Raw genomic sequence first — 15,848 nt, 5'->3', positions numbered from 1 at the left:
CCGATGTGCGAACTTTTCACACCTGGCACGATGGTGGGGTGAGTGACCTGGCTGCGGTGCTGTTCGATTTCTCCGGCACGCTGTTCCGACTTGAGGAGGACGAGAGCTGGTTCGCCGGCATGGAGCTCGCCCACCCGTTGGGCCCGAGCGAGAGCCGTGAGGTCGACGGCCACGTGCAGGCCGAGCTGATGCGCCGACTCACCGCCCCGACCGGTCGGTCGGTGTCGATGACCCCCGAGGCGCTGCAAGCGTGGATGAACCGCGATCTGGCCCCGCACCTGCACCGCGAGGCGTATCTGCACGTCCTGCGCGAATCCGGACTGGCCGACCATCACGCCCAATCGCTGTACGGCAAGGTCATCGACCCGGCCTGCTGGACCGCCTACCCCGACACCGCGACCGTGTTGGAGGGTTTGCACCGCCGCGGCATCAAGACCGCGGTGGTGTCCAACATCGCATTCGATGTGCGCCCGGCGTTCTCCGCGATCGGGGCGGACGCTCACGTCGACGAGTTCGTGCTGTCCTATGAGGTCGGGGCGGTCAAACCGGATCCGGCGATCTTCCAGACCGCGCTGGACCGTGTCGGGGTGGGCGCTGAGCGCGCCCTGATGGTCGGGGACAGCGACGAGGCCGACGGCGGCGCCCGCGCGCTCGGCTGCGCGTTCGCCCTCGTCGACCCGCTGCCCACTCGCGAACGCAAGGACGGTCTCGTCGCCGCGCTGTGGGCGCAGGGCATCCGGTTGTAGTTTCGGGTCATGCCGAACAGCGAGCGCATCCGACCGCCGTGGTGGCTCAAGTACGTCAACACGGTGATGATCGCCGTCAACCGGACCGGGTTGCTCAAAGACGGGCCGGCGGTGCTGACGGTGACGGGCCGCAAGACCGGCAGAACCCGGTCCACCCCGGTCACCCCGTTCGAAGTGGACGGTCGGCGCTACGTCGTCGGCGGACTGCCCGGATCGGACTGGGTGCGCAACGCACAAGCCAACCCGGAGGCGGTGCTGACCCGTGGCGGCAAGCGTGAAGCCGTGCGGATGGTCGAGTTACCCCCCGGCGAGGCCCGACCGCTGCTGCGACAGTTCCCGGTACTGGTACCCACCGGTGTCGGCTTCATGAAGAACGCCGGACTGGTCACCGGACCCCACCCCGACGAGTTCGAAGCGCTGGCGGGGCGCTGCCCGGTATTTCGCTTCGATACCCTCTGAGGCGTGGCCGCCCTTTCGAGCAACCCGTTCGACGCCAGCCTCTGGGAGCCGGTAGCCGGCTTCGAGGACCTGACCGACATCACCTACCACCGCCACGTCGCCGACGGCTCGCGCCGGCCGACGGTGCGGGTGGCCTTCGACCGCCCCGACGTGCGCAACGCGTTCCGGCCGCACACCGTCGACGAGCTCTACCGCGTGCTCGACCACGCCCGGATGTCCTCCGACGTCGGGGTGGTACTGCTCACCGGGAACGGGCCGTCGGCCAAGGACGGTGGCTGGGCATTCTGCTCCGGGGGCGACCAACGCATCCGCGGCCGCAGCGGCTACCAATACGCGGCGGGCGAGACGGCCGAGACGGTGGATCCGGCGCGGGCCGGGCGACTGCACATCCTGGAAGTGCAACGCCTGATCCGGTTCATGCCCAAGCCGGTGATCTGTCTTGTCAACGGCTGGGCGGCCGGCGGCGGGCATTCGCTGCACGTGGTGTGCGACCTGACGCTGGCCAGCCGCGAGCATGCCCGATTCAAGCAGACCGACGCCGACGTCGGGTCGTTCGACGGCGGGTACGGGTCGGCGTACCTGGCCCGCCAGACCGGGCAGAAGTTCGCCCGGGAGATCTTCTTCCTGGGGCGCGCCTACACCGCCGACCAGATGTACGCGATGGGCGCGGTGAACGAGGTCGTCGACCATGCGGATCTGGAAACTGTTGGGCTGCAGTGGGCTTCAGAGATCAACGGCAAGTCGCCGCAGGCCGTCCGGATGCTCAAATACGCGTTCAACCTGCTCGACGACGGGCTGGTCGGCCAGCAGCTGTTCGCCGGTGAGGCCACCCGGCTGGCCTATATGACCGATGAGGCCGTCGAAGGCCGGGATGCGTTCCTGGAGAAGCGCGATCCGGATTGGACGCCGTTTCCCCGCTACTTCTAGCTGTGGCTTGAGTGTGGCGGACAGCCGGGCAGTGCACCCAGGCGAGCACCCACCCGCGCTGCTCACCGACCCGTTCCTCCAACGCCCCGAACCCGGCTCCGTCGAGGTGGCCTGGTTCACCGAGTTTCGCGGCGACGAACACCACGTCCTGATCGGCGACGGCGTCGGCGCGATGACCGATACAGAGGTCGCCGCCGCGGTCACCGCAGGCGCGGCCCCCGGCGTGCGGGTGGTCGCCGCCCAGACCGTGCGGCTGTCGCGGGTCGCCGAGGACCCCGACTCGCACCTGCCTGCCGACCGCAAGCCGGCGGCGGGCATCGCCGCACGTGAGGTCTACCGACACCATGCCGCGGTCACCGTCCCTGCCGGCGGTCGGGAGCCCTACCGCGTCGTCAGCGTGACGGGCGACCAGTACGTGGTCTCCGAAACCTTCACCGTCGGTGGAGCTCTCAGACCAGGTCGGCCCGCGGTGATCATGCTGACCTCCGACCACCAGCTGCTGGTGAACACCGCAGCGAACATCGAGTTCGCCGCCCGGACCATCACCGCACAGCTCGGCCCGATCGACGCGGTGTTCATGGCCGGTGATCTGGTCAACGTCCCGGACCGGGCATCGGAGTGGTTCGACGACGCGCGTGGTTCGGGATTCTTCGCGGTGATGCAGGGCCGTGGCGGGCGGGTGGCCTCGGACGGCAGGGCCTACCGGGGCGCACAGATCCTCCAGCACGCACCCCTGTATCCCGCCATCGGCAACCATGAGGTGCAGGGCCGTCGCGCCGGACACACGTCCCTCGACCATTCCCAGCGCAACGCAGTTCCCCGCGCCGTCGCCGAACAGGCATATGACAGGGTCGCGAACAGCGTCAACCCGACAGCGAATCCCGCGGTGAAAGAGCAATGGGTCGAGGATAATTCGTTCTCGGTGACGACGTACGAGGAGATCTTCTCACCGCCCCGATCCGGGCCCGGCGGTAAGCGGTACTACGCCACCACGGTCGGTGACGTTCGGCTGATCACGCTGTTTGCCACCAGAGTCTGGCGGTCCGACCGCGCCGACCCGGATCCGGCCGCCCGGACCACCACGACCCGGTTTCAGGAGTCCCGCGAGCACCTGACCGACCCGCTGGTCCAGGGGCACGGCGAGTTCATCTTCGACGACCTCACGGTCGGCTCGCAACAGTACGAGTGGCTGCGGCGCGAGCTGGGATCTCCGGCGTTCCGGGACGCGAAGTTCACCGTCGTGATGCTCCACGAAAGCCCGCACAGCCTGGGGGAGAACGTGGTTCCGGCCTTCACTGCTCCACGCCGGATCGAGGAGCTCGACGACCGCGGCGCGCCGATCGGGATCAGGTACGAGTACCCGGCAGCCGACAACGTCCTGGCGCGCGACGTCCTGCCGCTGATCGAGGACGCGGGGGTCGACCTGGTCTACAACGGGCACAACCACCTCTGGAACCGTTTCACCTCACCGGCAGGCGTGCACCATCTCGAGGGATCCAACACCGGCAACAGCTTCGGCGCCTTCCTCGACGCCTCGGGTCGTCACCGACCGGTACCGCCACCGCCCTGGAACAGTGAAGACACAGTGGCACAGGGCAATCCGGGCGGTCTGAGGCCAACGTTGCCGACCATCGAAACCCGGCGTGACGACGGCGGGCGGCCGCTGCCCTACATCGCAGACAACGACACCGTCGTATTCCAGGCGTTACACACCGGCACCGGGACCGTCACCAGCTGGTACGTCGACATGGCGGACACCGCAGCCGGCGCCGTCGCGTTCGACGAGTTCCGACTGTAAAAGAGCCGGTTCTGCCGGCCGCATGACGTTGCGCCGACCGTCGACCGGCGTTAACCCCCAGTTCGCCCCGGTTATCTAGACATGTAGACAGCAACTGCCGGAGAGCAACAGATGGGAAATCAGATGTCCGGACGCAGGATCGTCACAGGTGCTGTTGCGTTACTGTCTGCGGCGACTGTCGCCGTAGGCTGTAGCAACCAGCCCTCCCAGGAAGAACAGGCAGGCACCGTGCGGTTGGCGGTCACCGACCTGCAGGGTCTGGAGGAACTGCAGCGCGAATACGGGGCGTTTGAAACGGTATTCGAGGAAACCTCGGGCCTCGACGTGGAGTTCTTCGCCGTCAACGACCGCACTGCCGCCGCAGCGGCCATGCAAGCCGACCGGGTCGACGTCGTGTTCACCGGTCCGGCCGAGTACGTGGTCATCCACGAGCGGACCGGCGCCGAACCCATCGTGGCAATCGAGCGCGACGGCTACCGCTCCTGCATCTACACCCGCGCCGACAGCGGGATCAACAGCCTGGACCAGCTGCGCGGAAAGAAGATCGCGATGTCGGACGTCGGCTCGACCAGTGGCCATCTCGGGCCCTCCCAGATGCTCAAAGACGCAGGTATGGAGCCGACGACCGACCTCCAGGTGCTGACCGTCGGCGATGCGGTGCACGAGGCACTCAAGCGCGGTGACGTCGAGGCCGTCGGCATCGGCTGCCACGACTACGAGGAGTTCATGGCGGCCGACGACGCCGGTCAGTACCTGCTGATCGAAGAAGGCCCCATCCTCCCGCCGGACCTGCTGGTCGGCCGGGAAGGCCTTGACCCGCAGACGGTCTCGACCATCCAGACCGCCTTCGGGGAGCATTTCGACGAGCTGCTCACCGCCATGCTCGAAGGCAAGGACAACGCGAAGTATGCGAACGCCAAACTGGTGGAGGTGACCGACCGGGATTACGACAGGGTCCGGTCGATGTACCAGGCCATCGGCGTCAACGACTTCTCCCAGTTCCTCGGTGACTGACATGGTGGTGCCCGAACAACTGGCCGGCCCGTCACCGAGCCGCACCGATCGTCTCGCGGCGATCCAGGTGGACGACCTCCGACTCCGTTATCGCGGCGGATCGACGAATGTCCTCGCCGGGGTGAACCTGCGGGTGGAGCACGGTGAGACGGTGGCCCTGATCGGGACCAACGGGGCCGGCAAGTCGACTCTGCTGCGCTGTCTGGTGCGGTTGGCAGAACCCACCAGCGGCACGGTGACCCTGGCCGGAACCGACGTCACGGCGGCACCTCGGCGCGCACTGCGGGGAATCCGCCGGGACATCGGTTTCGTGTTCCAGAGATTTCATCTGATCCCCCGACTCAGCGTTCTCCACAACGTGATCCACGGAGCGATGGGTCGTTACGGCACCCGCTGCGCCTGGCCGCTGACCAGCCCCGCCGAGGTCCGCCAGGAAGCGATGGCGAGCCTGGACCGGGTCGGGCTGGCGGGACTCGCCGAGCGCCGGGTGGACACGTTGTCCGGCGGCCAGCAGCAGCGGGTGGCCATCGGCCGCATGCTGATGCAGCGGCCGACAATCATCCTCGCCGACGAGCCGGTTGCCAGCCTCGATCCCGCATCCGCGACCGCGGTCATGGAACTGTTGTCCGGCATCGCCGCCGAACGACGGGTCACCGTGGTCATGGCACTGCACCAGATGGATCTGGCATTGGGCTATGCCGACCGTGTCGTCGGACTCAGAGGTGGCACAGTCGACTTCGACAAACCTACCGCTGAATGTGATGCGGCGCAGCTCAAACCGATCTTCGCGGAGGGGGTCTCGTGAACCGGACCCATACGCCCTCGCCGACGGGCACTGTCGCAACACCGCCGCGGTTTCGCCGGCCCAGCCTGCTCACGCTCGTCATCGTCCTCGTGGTGGGCGGGTTGCTGGCACACGGGTGGACCCAAGGCGCTGCCGTGCGCCCCGACTCGCTGGCCACTGGGGCGTTCCGGCTGGGCGAGTTCCTTTCCGATGCGGTGCCGCCGGACACCCACCGGCTCGGGCCGATCCTCAAGGCGTTACTCGTCACCGTCGAGATGGCGCTGCTCGGAACGATTATCGGCGTGATCCTGAGCGTGCCGCTGGCCGTCCTGGCCGCACGCAACACCTCGCCGCACTGGTCGCTGTACGGCATCAGCCGCGGAATCATCACGATCAGCAGAACGATTCCCGACCTGGTCTGGGGCCTGATCTTCGTCATCGCGGTCGGTCTCGGTCCCGAGGCCGGGGTGCTGGCCATCGCCGTGGACGTGATGGGCTTCTGCGGGCGGTTCTTCGCCGAGAGCATCGAAGACATCGACCCGGGGCGCATCGAAGGCTTGCAGGCACTCGGCGCCCCGCGCTTCGGCGTGCTGGCCGGTGGCGTGCTGCCGGCGTGCATGCCGTCGTTCGTCACGACGTCGATGTTTGCGCTGGAATCCTCGGCGCGATCGTCGGTGGTCCTCGGTCTGGTGGGGGCCGGTGGCATCGGCATCGAGCTGGCCACCTCGATGACATTGCTGCGCTACGACGAAGCGGCGACGATCATTCTGGCGATCCTCGTGGTGGTCGTGGCCTTCGAGCGGGTGTCGGCGGCGATCCGTCGTCGCGTCCTGGGAAGTGGCGGTCGATGACGAACCACCACCATCTGGAGATGATCAACAGGTACGCCGGCCAGCCGCTGTACCGGCAACTCAGCGACGTCCTGGAGACGCGGCTGACCCAGCGGGCCAAACCCGGCGACAAGCTGCCCAGCGAAGCCGAGCTGTCGCAGGAGTTCGAGGTCAACCGGTTGACCGTGCGGCGGGCACTCGACGAACTCAACCAGCGCGGGCTGATCGAGACCGTGCGCGGTAAAGGCTCGTTCGTCGCGACCCCGCGGATGCGCTACGACATCTCGGCCGGTCGGGACGCCAGCTTCACCCGAACCATGCTCGAACTCGGACATCGCGTCAGCATCACCGTGCTGTCGTCGGAGATCACCGAGTCATCGGAACTGGCAGCGCAATTACACACGAGCGGTGCGCTGTTCGTCTGCACCACGCTGCGGCTCGTCGACGACGAGCCCTGGTCGGTGACGGTGACCTCGATTCCCACCGCACGGTTCCCGCGCCTGGCTCAGCAGTGGACAGGGCAAACCTCGCTGTTCGACTACCTGCTCGACAACCACGGAGTGCGCATGCAACGGGCGTCCCGCACGTTTGCCGCCAGCCTGGCCGAACCCGCTGAGGCCGAACACCTTCGACTCAGGGTGGGCGCCGCGATTCTGGAGATGAGGGGACTGAACATCGACGAGGACGGCGTTCCGGTGGCTGCGGTGCGACACCGATTCCGTGGCGACCATGTGCAATTCACGGTGGACCTCACGTGAGGCCCGAATTGCGGTTCGAGGCGTTGTGCGAGGCCGACGCCACAGCGCTGGAACGACTGGCCGACGAGATCCTGGCCACTGCGGCGCCGGTGTCGGTCACCGCCGGACCGGAATCGGTCAGCGCCCCGGTCCGGGTGCCGGTGCCGGGAACGGGTGACACCACGGTGGTCCTCGGCCACGTGGCTCTCACCCGGTGCACCGTCGAGCTGGCAGGCGCCCGCGGGGACGGTGTGCGCGCGGGTTACGACCCCACCGGCGCGGTCGGCGCGGCGATCTGCGACGCCGAGTGCGAGCGCGGTGGACCGCACGCCCCGCGGGTGGAGGAGCTGTGCCGGGCCGCGCTCGATGCGCGCGCCGAACGCGGGCGGGCCCGTGCCGAACTCGTGGCGACGACGCGATTGGAGCAATCATGAGATGGGATGCGGTGCACGACAGCAGGACCACGTTCCTGGCCTGTATGCGGGCGCTGTGTTCACCGGGAACGCCCATCGAGTTGTCCGGCACACCGCAGATCTGCGAACACGCCGAGCTGGACCGCGCTGCTGCGGTGCTGCTCGCGCTGCTCGACCGCGGCCTGGGCCTGGGGACTTACGGCGGTGACGCCGTACACCGGGTGGCGGACACGGTGTGCGCCCGGACCGGGGCCGACGCTGCCGAGGTCGAAGCAGCCGACTGGGTTCTGGTGCACGGACCGGCTGCCACGCCGGTCTCTCAAGCCCGGCGGGGCACCCGCCGCACGCCGGAAACCGGTGCGACGGTGGTGATCGCCACCGCAGGCGAGGCACGACCCCTACTGCTCTCGGGTCCCGGTCTACCGGAGCCGACCACGGCTTTCGTCCCGCTCGACGCCCTGGCACTGCACGCGTTGTCGGCGGCGAACGCGAGCCCGCCGGCCGGGGTGGACCTGCTGATCGTCACGCCCGAGTGTCTGATCGGGCTGCCCCGCAGCGTGGCGATCCAGGCGGTGTCCTGATGTACGCCAGCATGCACGAAAACGAGGCACTGGACGCCGCCCGGGCGATCGCTCAGTCGGCGCGCCGCGGAAATGACATCAGCACCGCCGTTCTCGAAGAACAGATCTGCGCCGAAGCCGGATTGTGGGAACCCGTCGCCGCCCGCCGTGCCCTGGATCAGTCGCACGGTGATCCGGCTCATGCCGTGTCGATCCTGCGGGTGTGGGCGGCCACCCAGCCGCACCTGGACGCGTTGACCGTGCAACCGGAGGATGTGGTGCTGACGCGACGGCTGTCATCGGCCTACCCGCAGGTCCCCGGCGGCCAATGGCTCGGTTTCGCACCGGAACTGATTGCCCGCCAGCTGGTTTGGTCGCCACCGTGCGAGCCGGGCGGCCACCCTTCGGAACGCGCGGAGCAGCGTACCCCGACGGCGGACGCCCCACGGAGGGCGGACACCCTGCGGGTGCGCGATCTCATCCAGGGCGCCCCGACCGTGACCCCGCCCGCCGACGGTGCCGGTGACGACCCCGCCCGCGCGGTGCTGGTGCCGCCGCACAGCAGGTCCAATCGACTGGCCCTGCTCACCCGCGGGGAGACCGGCGCCCTGGTGGCGCTCGCTGCGATGATCCTGGGCCGACGACAGGAGGCGGTGCTGGTCGAACTGAGCGTCGCGGTGGCCAGCGTGCGAATCCACCATCCGCGCAGCGGTATTCCGGTGGCAGTCACCGAACTGCCGATTACCGAGGTCGAAGTCGTCCTGGACGCCGATGTGGCGGGACGCCCTGGGCTCGCGCTGGGCTGGGGTGCGACGTTGGGCACCGTCGAGCGGCGCGCGATCGCCCTGGCGCTCCTGGATGCGGCGATCCTGGCCGACGGTGACCTGGCCGAGCCGTTGATGCTGGATGAGCAGACCATCATCGCGGCCACCGACGGCCCGGCCACCAACGGCTTCGTCGAGCACCTCCGCCTGCCGCACTACGCAGGATTCACGGCCTACCTCGCGCAAGCCGCTAGTAAGGAGCAACGATGACGGCGGAACCGCCCACCACGGTGGCTGCACTGGCCGCCGCGCACGGACGGCGCGAGGCCTACGCCTACCTCGACGAGGACACCAAACGCAATGTGCGACGAGCGATCCTGAAGGCGCTCGCCATTCCCGGATGGCAGGTGCCCTTCGCCTCCCGGGAGATGCCCGTCGCGCGCGGATGGGGCAGCGGCGGTCTGCAGGTGACACTGTCGCTGGTCGGACCCGCCGACACCGTCAAGGTGATCGACCAGGGTGACGACCTGTCGGTCAACGCCGCCGGCATGCGCAAACTCATCAGCACATCGGCCCGGTGCGAATCCACCACGAGCACCGCCGCAGCCACCATCATCCAGAGCCGCCACCGCATACCGGAGATCGATCTGCGCCCCGACCAACTCCTCGTGCTTCAGGTACCCCACCCCGAACCGCTGCGACGCGTCGTACCCGACGACATCGCGGCCTTGGCCGCCCATGCTGAACGCGACTACACCGCGGCCTGGCTGGATCTCTACGATGCCCAGGCCCGCCTCGGTGGGCCACGCACCGGGGCGGACCACCCGGTGCTGGTCGCCGGCGCGCGCCTGATGAGCCCCAGCCCCATCCCGCGCTACGACGTTCTACGACTCGACCGGCGACCCCACCCCATCCTGCTCGGCGCCGGACGTCGGGCCCGGGTCACCGCGCTGCCGCCCTACACCTCGGTGCAGCCGTTGGCATTCGACGACATCGCGCTGGAGCCGGAAGACGCGCAAGCTCCGTGCCGACGATGCGGCAGCACGGCCTCCTACCGGGTGCCCACCGACGGACCCTCGTCAACTCAGGTGTGGTGCTGCAGTGACGTCGACGCGTGCCGCAGCCGCCGTGAGGAGACCGCGCCGTGACCGCCGATGCCCTCCCCGACCGCACCGCCGGGCCCGCCCTGCACCCGCCGCCGCCGGTGGTGTCCGTGACCGGGGTGTCCCACCGCTTCGGTCCCGGCTGCGACCGGTGTGTCGAACTCACCGGCGAAGCGGCAGGCACCAATCGCTGCCGCGAGTGCGGAACGGTGGTCGCCGTGCACCAGGCGTCGTTCGAGATCGGCCCGCACGAGGTGCTCGGTGTGGTCGGTGAATCCGGATCCGGCAAGACCACACTGCTGCGCTGTCTGCATCTCGATCTGGTGCCCGACTCGGGCTCCATGCTCGTCGAAGGACACGGCGACCTGTTCCGGCACACCGGCCACACGTCCGAACTCAAGCGGTCGACCGTGGTGATGGTGCACCAGAACGCGCTGGCAGCCGGGCTCTACCCCCGGTTGGGCGCGGCCTCCAACGTCGCCGAACGCTTGCTCGGTGGAGGAGCACGCCGCTTCGCCGACATCGACGCCAGGGCCGGCGAACTCCTCGACGAACTGGGGCTGCGACCGGAACGACACAACGATGCGCTGATGACGTTCTCCGGCGGGATGCAGCAACGAGTACAACTCGCCCGTGCCCTCGTCGATCCGCCGCAACTGCTGCTGCTCGACGAGCCGACCACCGGGCTCGACCCGTCGGTGCAGGCTGATCTTCTCGAAGTTGTTGCCCGAGTAGCGAAATCGCTGGGGTCGGCGACCGTCGTGGTGTCCCATGACCTGGCCGCGGTCCGGATCCTGGCGTCCCGTGTCGTGGTGCTGCACCACGGCCGCATCGTCGAGCAGGGGATCACCGAGCAGATTCTCGAGGATCCCCAGCATCCCTACACCCAACTGCTGGTGTCTTCGAGGCTGACATGACATCCACCATCGCGACCATCACCACCACGCGGCTCTCCAAACGGTTCGCCGATGGGGTCGACGTGCTCGACGGCGCACAAGTGACGACGAGCGGCGGGCGGCTCACGCTGATCCGCGGGGAACCCGGCTCCGGGCGCACCACCCTCACCCGATGCCTGACCGGGGTGTACCGGCCCGACACCGGTGAGGTGACGCTGCGGCTCGGCCGCGGGACTGTCGACCTCACCACCGCAGACCCGCGGACGGTGGCGTGGGTGCGCGCCCATCACATCGCGGCCTTCGACGGTCCGCTGGCGGCTGCGCCGATACTGACCGCCCAGGCCGCGGTCGCGCGCGCCGCCGGCTGCACCCGGGCCGGCGCGCTCGCCGGACTGACCAGGCTCGGTGTCGCCGACGCCGCACACACCCAATTGGGACGTCTGCGCGCCGCGCAACGGCACACGGTCGCGCTGGCCGCCACGCTGTTGGCCGAACGCCCCGTCATCGTGCTCGACGGCCCCGACGAGTACGCACCGCTACCGGCACTCACCAGCTGGCTGACCGAGGCGGTCGCGGCCGGTGCCGCGGTGGTTGTCACCGCAGCGGCGCACGGTCCGCTCGAATCGATCGCAACCGCGGTCGGCGAACTGCGAAAGGGAAAAATCGCATGGCACACAGTGTGATCGAGGGAGTCACAGTCATTCCGGGCGACGGTCGCGACGCGATCCGCGACGCCGTGGTCACCCTCGACGAGCAGGGCCGGGTCGAAGACATCACCCCGGACGCGGCGCCCGCGCACGACCGATTCCTGGTTCCGGGCGCGGTGGACCTGCACCTGGACAACATGCAGCAGCGGCGCCGGCCCCGCGCCACGGTCTCCCTCGACCACGCCGCCGTCATCTCGGTGCTCGACGCCGAGTGTGCGGCCGCCGGCATCTCCACGGTCTGTATCGCTGCGCGCTGCGAGGACTCGCCGCGCAAAGGCATCGCGATCGGTGATGCCGCCGTCCTGGCGGGTGTCCTGGAAGAGTTGGCGCCGATGCTGTGCTGCGACTGGCGAATCCATGCCCGCGTGGAACTCACCGACGAAGGCGCCGTCGATGCGCTGGACGCCGTACTGGCCGTCTCGTCGCGGGTTGCGTTGATCTCCATGATGGAGACCTCGATTCAGCGGAGCAGATTCTCCTCGCTGGCCGAGACTCAGGCCTTCTACGCCCAGGATTGGGGAGTGTCGGAGGCGGAGGTCGAAGACATCTTCACGGTCGACGCCCAGCAACTCGGCCGGATCGCCGATCGCCGAAAGTCCGTCGCAGCACTGGCATTGGGCCGCGGTATCGTGCTGGCCACCCACGACGACCGGACCGAGGAGCACATCGAGGAGGCGTTCGAATACGGGGCCAGGGTTGCCGAGTTCCCACTGTCGATGACGGCCGCACAACGCGCGCACGCACTCGGGATGACGGTGGTGCTGGGCGCCCCCAACGCGCTGCGCGGCAGGTCCACCTCGTCGGGCAACGTGCTGGCTGCCGACGCTGTCACTGCCGGCGTGTGCGACGTGCTGTGCTCGGACTACCTCCCGTCGGCCCTGCACTCCGCACCGCACGCGCTGGCGCGTGCGCACCACGTGGCGCTGACGGACGCGGTCGATCTGGTGTCGACCAACCCCGCCGCCGCTCTCGACTTACCGCCGGTGACGATCGACGTCGGTCAGCCGCTGACGGCCTCGCTGCGCAGCGTGCAGCAGTTCAGCACCGCTGCCGCGGAGCGTGGTGCGCACGTCGGAATGGCTCTGTGGCGCACTGGGCGCCTTGTGTTCAGCCGGAACCCGTCGGGGGCAAGCGTGCCGGCGCACGAGGATTGGGTGAACGCTCGGCGTCGAGGCTCGCGCGGTAGCGCAGTGGGGACATACCGACCTCACGCTTGAACGCGTTGCTGAACGCGCTCTCCGAGTTGTAGCCCAGTGCGAACGCCAACGGGCCCACCCTGGTGTCTTTGTTGCGCAACGCCTGCCGAGCCAACTGCATGCGCCAGCTGATCAGGTAGGCCAGTGGCGGCACCCCGGCGACAGCGCGGAAACGTTCGGCGAACGTGGTCCGCGACATCGCCGCGGCACGTGCGAGTTCGTCCAGGCGCCAGGGCTTTCCGGGCCCTTCGTGCATCGATGCGACAGCCGGCCGCAGCGCCTCGTCGGTGAGCAGACGCAGCCATCCCGGCGGCAGGTGCTGCGCCTGCGCGAGGTAGGCGCGCAACACCTCCAGGAGTAGCAGCTGTCCCTGCTGTGCCACGGCGAACGCCGACCCGATCCGATTGCCGGTCACTTCGTCGAGCACCCGGTTGAGGATCGCGTGCAGGTTGGTGGCCTCGGCCGCTGCGGCCCGCACCACTCCGACGGGCGGCAATGCCTGCGCCAGCAGTGCCTCGCCGATCGGGTTCACATCGACGTGTCCGCCGATGATCACATCGGCCTCCGTACACGTGACGGCTCCGTCGACCCGCACGAAGGCGTGTTCGGAACTCTCGACATCCAGGGGTACCGGGGCCTCCAGCCCTGGACCGCCTTCGAGCACCGCGTGGGCGCACCCGCTGAGGATCGCGACATCACCAGGGGCCAGCTCGACCGGCGGATGCCCGTCCGCGGTCAACGTGAGCCGTCCGCACACCACGGCGAGCATCTTGATCGGATCCTCGATATCGAACGAACAGATCCAATCGCCACGCACCGCGAACCCGCCGGACAGCAATCCGCGCACCTCGATGAGTTCGAGGACGTCCGACAGCTGATCACGGAGCACACCCGTACTATCGCGCAAGTTTTTCGGACTTTCAACCATTCAAAGTACGGTCCTTCGCTTGCACAGTGGAGTCATGACCCACCAACAACACCCTCTCGGCTCCGGTTTCACCGCCGCATCGACCACCGAGGACGTCCTGGCCGGAATCGACCTGACCGGTCGCAACGCCATCGTCACCGCCGGCCACGTCGGACTCGGCCTGGAGACCACCCGCGCCCTCGCCGCTGCGGGTGCCAACGTCGTGGTCGCCAGCCGTAATCCCGGGACGGCGTCGGCGGCGCTGGCCGGCATCGACCGCGTGCGGATCGAACCTCTCGACCTGCTCGACCCGGCCTCGATCGACCGGTTCGTCGCCGGTTACGGACAGACCCCCCTGCACATGTTGATCAACAACGCCGGCATCATGGGCGGCGATCTGGTCCGGGATGCCCGGGGCTATGAGGCCCAGTTCGCGACCAACCATCTCGGTCACTTCCAGCTGACGAACGGGCTGCTGCCCGCCCTGCGCGCCGCCGAGGGCGCGCGCGTCGTCGAGGTCTCGTCCTGGGGTCACCACCTCAGCGACATCCGTTGGGAAGATCCGCATTTCGAGACCGGCTATGACGGCATGGTCGCCTACGGGCAGTCCAAGACCGCCAACGTGCTGTTCGCCGTGGAACTGGATCGGCGCTATCGCGGAGACGGGATCCGCGGCTACTCCCTGCACCCCGGCGCCATTGTGACCACCAACCTCGGACCGTCGTTCTCCCGCGACGACTGGCGGGCCATGGGGCTGCTCGACGACAACGACCAGCCCATCATCGACCCGGAGCAGGACATGAAGACCCCGCAGCAGGGCGCCTCCACTCAGGTGTTCGCCGCGACCAGCCCGCTGCTGGCGGACATCGGCGGGGTGTACCTGCTCGACAACGACATCGCCCCGCTGGCGCCCGATGCCACCCCGGTCAGCCTCACCATGGGCGCGGACCCGTTGCGGACCACCCCGGACGTCACCGGTTACGCCGTGGATCCCGCGTCGGCCGAGCGATTGTGGGAGCTCAGCGAGAAGCTACTCGCCTGAACCCCGGATTCCGGCAGGAGTCCACCGTGACGTCCTGCCGGAATGCCGCCTCGGCGTGGGAAATAGACTCGCCAACCGTGAGTAGCAGGAATCCGTTGCGACGGCTGGCCGAGCAGGTCGTGCTGACCAGCATGCGACCCCCGATCCTTCCCACGCTGCTGAACCGGCCGACGCGGGAGACCGTCGAGCTCAGCGGCAAACGCGTCCTGCTGACCGGCGCTTCGTCGGGCATCGGCGCGGCCGCCGCCGAACAACTGGCTCGCCGCGGGGCCACCGTGATCGCCGTGGCGCGGCGCCAGGAGCTTCTCGCCGACGTCGTCTCCCGCATCACCGACGCCGGCGGGCGGGCGCAGGCGCACGCCTGCGACCTGTCCGATCTCGACGCTGTCGACGCCCTCGTCGGGACGGTGGAGGCCGAGCTCGGCGGCATCGACATCTTGGTCAACAACGCCGGGCGCTCCATCCGGCGACCGCTGGAGGAGTCGCTGGAGCGCTGGCACGATGTCGAACGGACCATGACGCTGAACTACTACGGCCCATTGCGGTTGATCCGCGGCCTCGCCCCGGGCATGTTGGAACGCCGCGACGGGCACATCATCAATGTGTCCACCTGGGGGGTGAAAACCGAATCCCCGCCGCTGTTCGGCGTCTACAACGCGTCCAAGGCGGCGCTGTCGTCGATCAGCCGCATCATCGAGACCGAGTGGGGCGGTCGCGGGGTGCACTCCACGGCGCTGTACTACCCGCTGGTGAAGACCCCGATGATCGCCCCCACTCGCGCCTATGACGGCCTACCCGGACTGTCGGCCGACGAGGCTGCGGGCTGGATCGTCACCGCCGCACGGCACCGCCCGGTGAGCATCGCGCCCCGCATCGCGGTCACCGCGCACGCGATCAACAGCATCGCCCCGGCCGCGGTGGATTCGATCATGAGACGCCAGCGTATGCAGCCCAGGGACTGACAG

18 protein-coding genes are annotated in these 15,848 nt (G+C 68.6%); 17 read left to right on the top strand and 1 reads right to left on the bottom strand.

Going from position 1 to position 15,848, the window contains the following annotated elements:
* The first annotated feature begins 38 nt into the window (after positions 1-38).
* The 15 genes from ACNUDN_RS03985 (at position 39) to ACNUDN_RS03915 (ending at position 12,955) form a co-directional block, all read left to right on the top strand.
* Positions 39-746, top strand: a complete 708-nt coding sequence (locus ACNUDN_RS03985) for an HAD family hydrolase (RefSeq protein WP_419120738.1) — start codon at positions 39-41, stop codon at positions 744-746.
* 9 nt (positions 747-755) lie between these two features.
* Positions 756-1,205, top strand: coding sequence for a nitroreductase family deazaflavin-dependent oxidoreductase (locus tag ACNUDN_RS03980; RefSeq protein WP_419120737.1), 450 nt, complete (start codon positions 756-758; stop codon positions 1,203-1,205).
* Between the two features lie 3 nt (positions 1,206-1,208).
* The gene (locus ACNUDN_RS03975; RefSeq protein WP_419120736.1) at positions 1,209-2,132 is read left to right on the top strand and encodes a 1,4-dihydroxy-2-naphthoyl-CoA synthase; all 924 of its coding nucleotides are present in this window, start codon (positions 1,209-1,211) and stop codon (positions 2,130-2,132) included.
* Between the two features lie 7 nt (positions 2,133-2,139).
* Positions 2,140-3,930 carry a metallophosphoesterase family protein gene (locus ACNUDN_RS03970; protein ID WP_419120735.1) on the top strand — a complete coding sequence of 597 codons (1,791 nt, stop codon included), beginning with the start codon at positions 2,140-2,142 and terminating at the stop codon, positions 3,928-3,930.
* Positions 3,931-4,041: 111 nt separating this feature from the next.
* Complete coding sequence (locus ACNUDN_RS03965; RefSeq protein ID WP_419120734.1) at positions 4,042-4,944, top strand: phosphate/phosphite/phosphonate ABC transporter substrate-binding protein; 903 nt, start codon at positions 4,042-4,044, stop codon at positions 4,942-4,944.
* A 1-nt stretch (position 4,945) separates the two neighbouring features.
* Positions 4,946-5,749 (top strand): phosphonate ABC transporter ATP-binding protein, encoded by an 804-nt coding sequence (gene phnC, locus ACNUDN_RS03960; RefSeq protein WP_419125009.1) that lies wholly within the window; start codon positions 4,946-4,948, stop codon positions 5,747-5,749.
* Positions 5,746-6,579 (top strand): phosphonate ABC transporter, permease protein PhnE, encoded by an 834-nt coding sequence (gene phnE / locus ACNUDN_RS03955; RefSeq protein WP_419120733.1) that lies wholly within the window; start codon positions 5,746-5,748, stop codon positions 6,577-6,579. Before phnC ends, phnE begins: the two co-directional genes overlap by 4 nt.
* On the top strand, positions 6,576-7,316 hold the full coding sequence (locus tag ACNUDN_RS03950; RefSeq protein WP_419120732.1) for a GntR family transcriptional regulator: 741 nt from the start codon (positions 6,576-6,578) through the stop codon (positions 7,314-7,316). The genes phnE and ACNUDN_RS03950 overlap by 4 nt, the downstream gene beginning before the upstream one ends.
* Positions 7,313-7,729, top strand: coding sequence for a phosphonate C-P lyase system protein PhnG (locus tag ACNUDN_RS03945; protein WP_419120731.1), 417 nt, complete (start codon positions 7,313-7,315; stop codon positions 7,727-7,729). The genes ACNUDN_RS03950 and ACNUDN_RS03945 overlap by 4 nt, the downstream gene beginning before the upstream one ends.
* The gene (locus ACNUDN_RS03940; RefSeq protein ID WP_419120730.1) at positions 7,726-8,289 is read left to right on the top strand and encodes a phosphonate C-P lyase system protein PhnH; all 564 of its coding nucleotides are present in this window, start codon (positions 7,726-7,728) and stop codon (positions 8,287-8,289) included. Before ACNUDN_RS03945 ends, ACNUDN_RS03940 begins: the two co-directional genes overlap by 4 nt.
* Entirely contained in the window at positions 8,289-9,302 is a 1,014-nt protein-coding gene (locus ACNUDN_RS03935; RefSeq protein WP_419120729.1) for a carbon-phosphorus lyase complex subunit PhnI, read from the top strand. The genes ACNUDN_RS03940 and ACNUDN_RS03935 overlap by 1 nt, the downstream gene beginning before the upstream one ends.
* On the top strand, positions 9,299-10,180 hold the full coding sequence (locus ACNUDN_RS03930; protein WP_419120728.1) for an alpha-D-ribose 1-methylphosphonate 5-phosphate C-P-lyase PhnJ: 882 nt from the start codon (positions 9,299-9,301) through the stop codon (positions 10,178-10,180). Before ACNUDN_RS03935 ends, ACNUDN_RS03930 begins: the two co-directional genes overlap by 4 nt.
* On the top strand, positions 10,177-11,052 hold the full coding sequence (locus ACNUDN_RS03925) for an ATP-binding cassette domain-containing protein (protein WP_419120727.1): 876 nt from the start codon (positions 10,177-10,179) through the stop codon (positions 11,050-11,052). Before ACNUDN_RS03930 ends, ACNUDN_RS03925 begins: the two co-directional genes overlap by 4 nt.
* The gene (locus tag ACNUDN_RS03920; protein WP_419120726.1) at positions 11,049-11,714 is read left to right on the top strand and encodes an ATP-binding cassette domain-containing protein; all 666 of its coding nucleotides are present in this window, start codon (positions 11,049-11,051) and stop codon (positions 11,712-11,714) included. Before ACNUDN_RS03925 ends, ACNUDN_RS03920 begins: the two co-directional genes overlap by 4 nt.
* A complete protein-coding gene (locus tag ACNUDN_RS03915; protein WP_419120725.1) occupies positions 11,699-12,955 on the top strand; it encodes an alpha-D-ribose 1-methylphosphonate 5-triphosphate diphosphatase in 1,257 nt (418 codons plus the stop codon). The genes ACNUDN_RS03920 and ACNUDN_RS03915 overlap by 16 nt, the downstream gene beginning before the upstream one ends.
* Here the strand turns inward: ACNUDN_RS03915 and ACNUDN_RS03910 are convergent.
* Positions 12,846-13,823: an AraC family transcriptional regulator gene (locus tag ACNUDN_RS03910; protein ID WP_419120724.1), complete on the bottom strand. Its 978-nt coding sequence runs from the start codon at positions 13,821-13,823 to the stop codon at positions 12,846-12,848. The genes ACNUDN_RS03915 and ACNUDN_RS03910 overlap by 110 nt on opposite strands.
* Before the next feature lie 73 nt (positions 13,824-13,896).
* On the opposite strand from ACNUDN_RS03910, the gene ACNUDN_RS03905 reads away from it, so the two are divergent.
* Both ACNUDN_RS03905 and ACNUDN_RS03900 read left to right on the top strand, forming a co-directional pair.
* The gene (locus ACNUDN_RS03905; protein WP_419120723.1) at positions 13,897-14,883 is read left to right on the top strand and encodes an SDR family NAD(P)-dependent oxidoreductase; all 987 of its coding nucleotides are present in this window, start codon (positions 13,897-13,899) and stop codon (positions 14,881-14,883) included.
* A 77-nt stretch (positions 14,884-14,960) separates the two neighbouring features.
* On the top strand, positions 14,961-15,845 hold the full coding sequence (locus ACNUDN_RS03900; RefSeq protein ID WP_419120722.1) for an SDR family oxidoreductase: 885 nt from the start codon (positions 14,961-14,963) through the stop codon (positions 15,843-15,845).
* Positions 15,846-15,848: the final 3 nt, after the last annotated feature.

It is taken from the genome of Mycobacterium sp. smrl_JER01, from assembly GCF_048513595.2.
In the GTDB taxonomy this organism is placed as follows: Bacteria; Actinomycetota; Actinomycetes; order Mycobacteriales; family Mycobacteriaceae; genus Mycobacterium.
The sequence above is the reverse complement of the archived record's forward strand: the minus strand, read 5'-3'. Positions and strand labels throughout refer to the sequence as shown.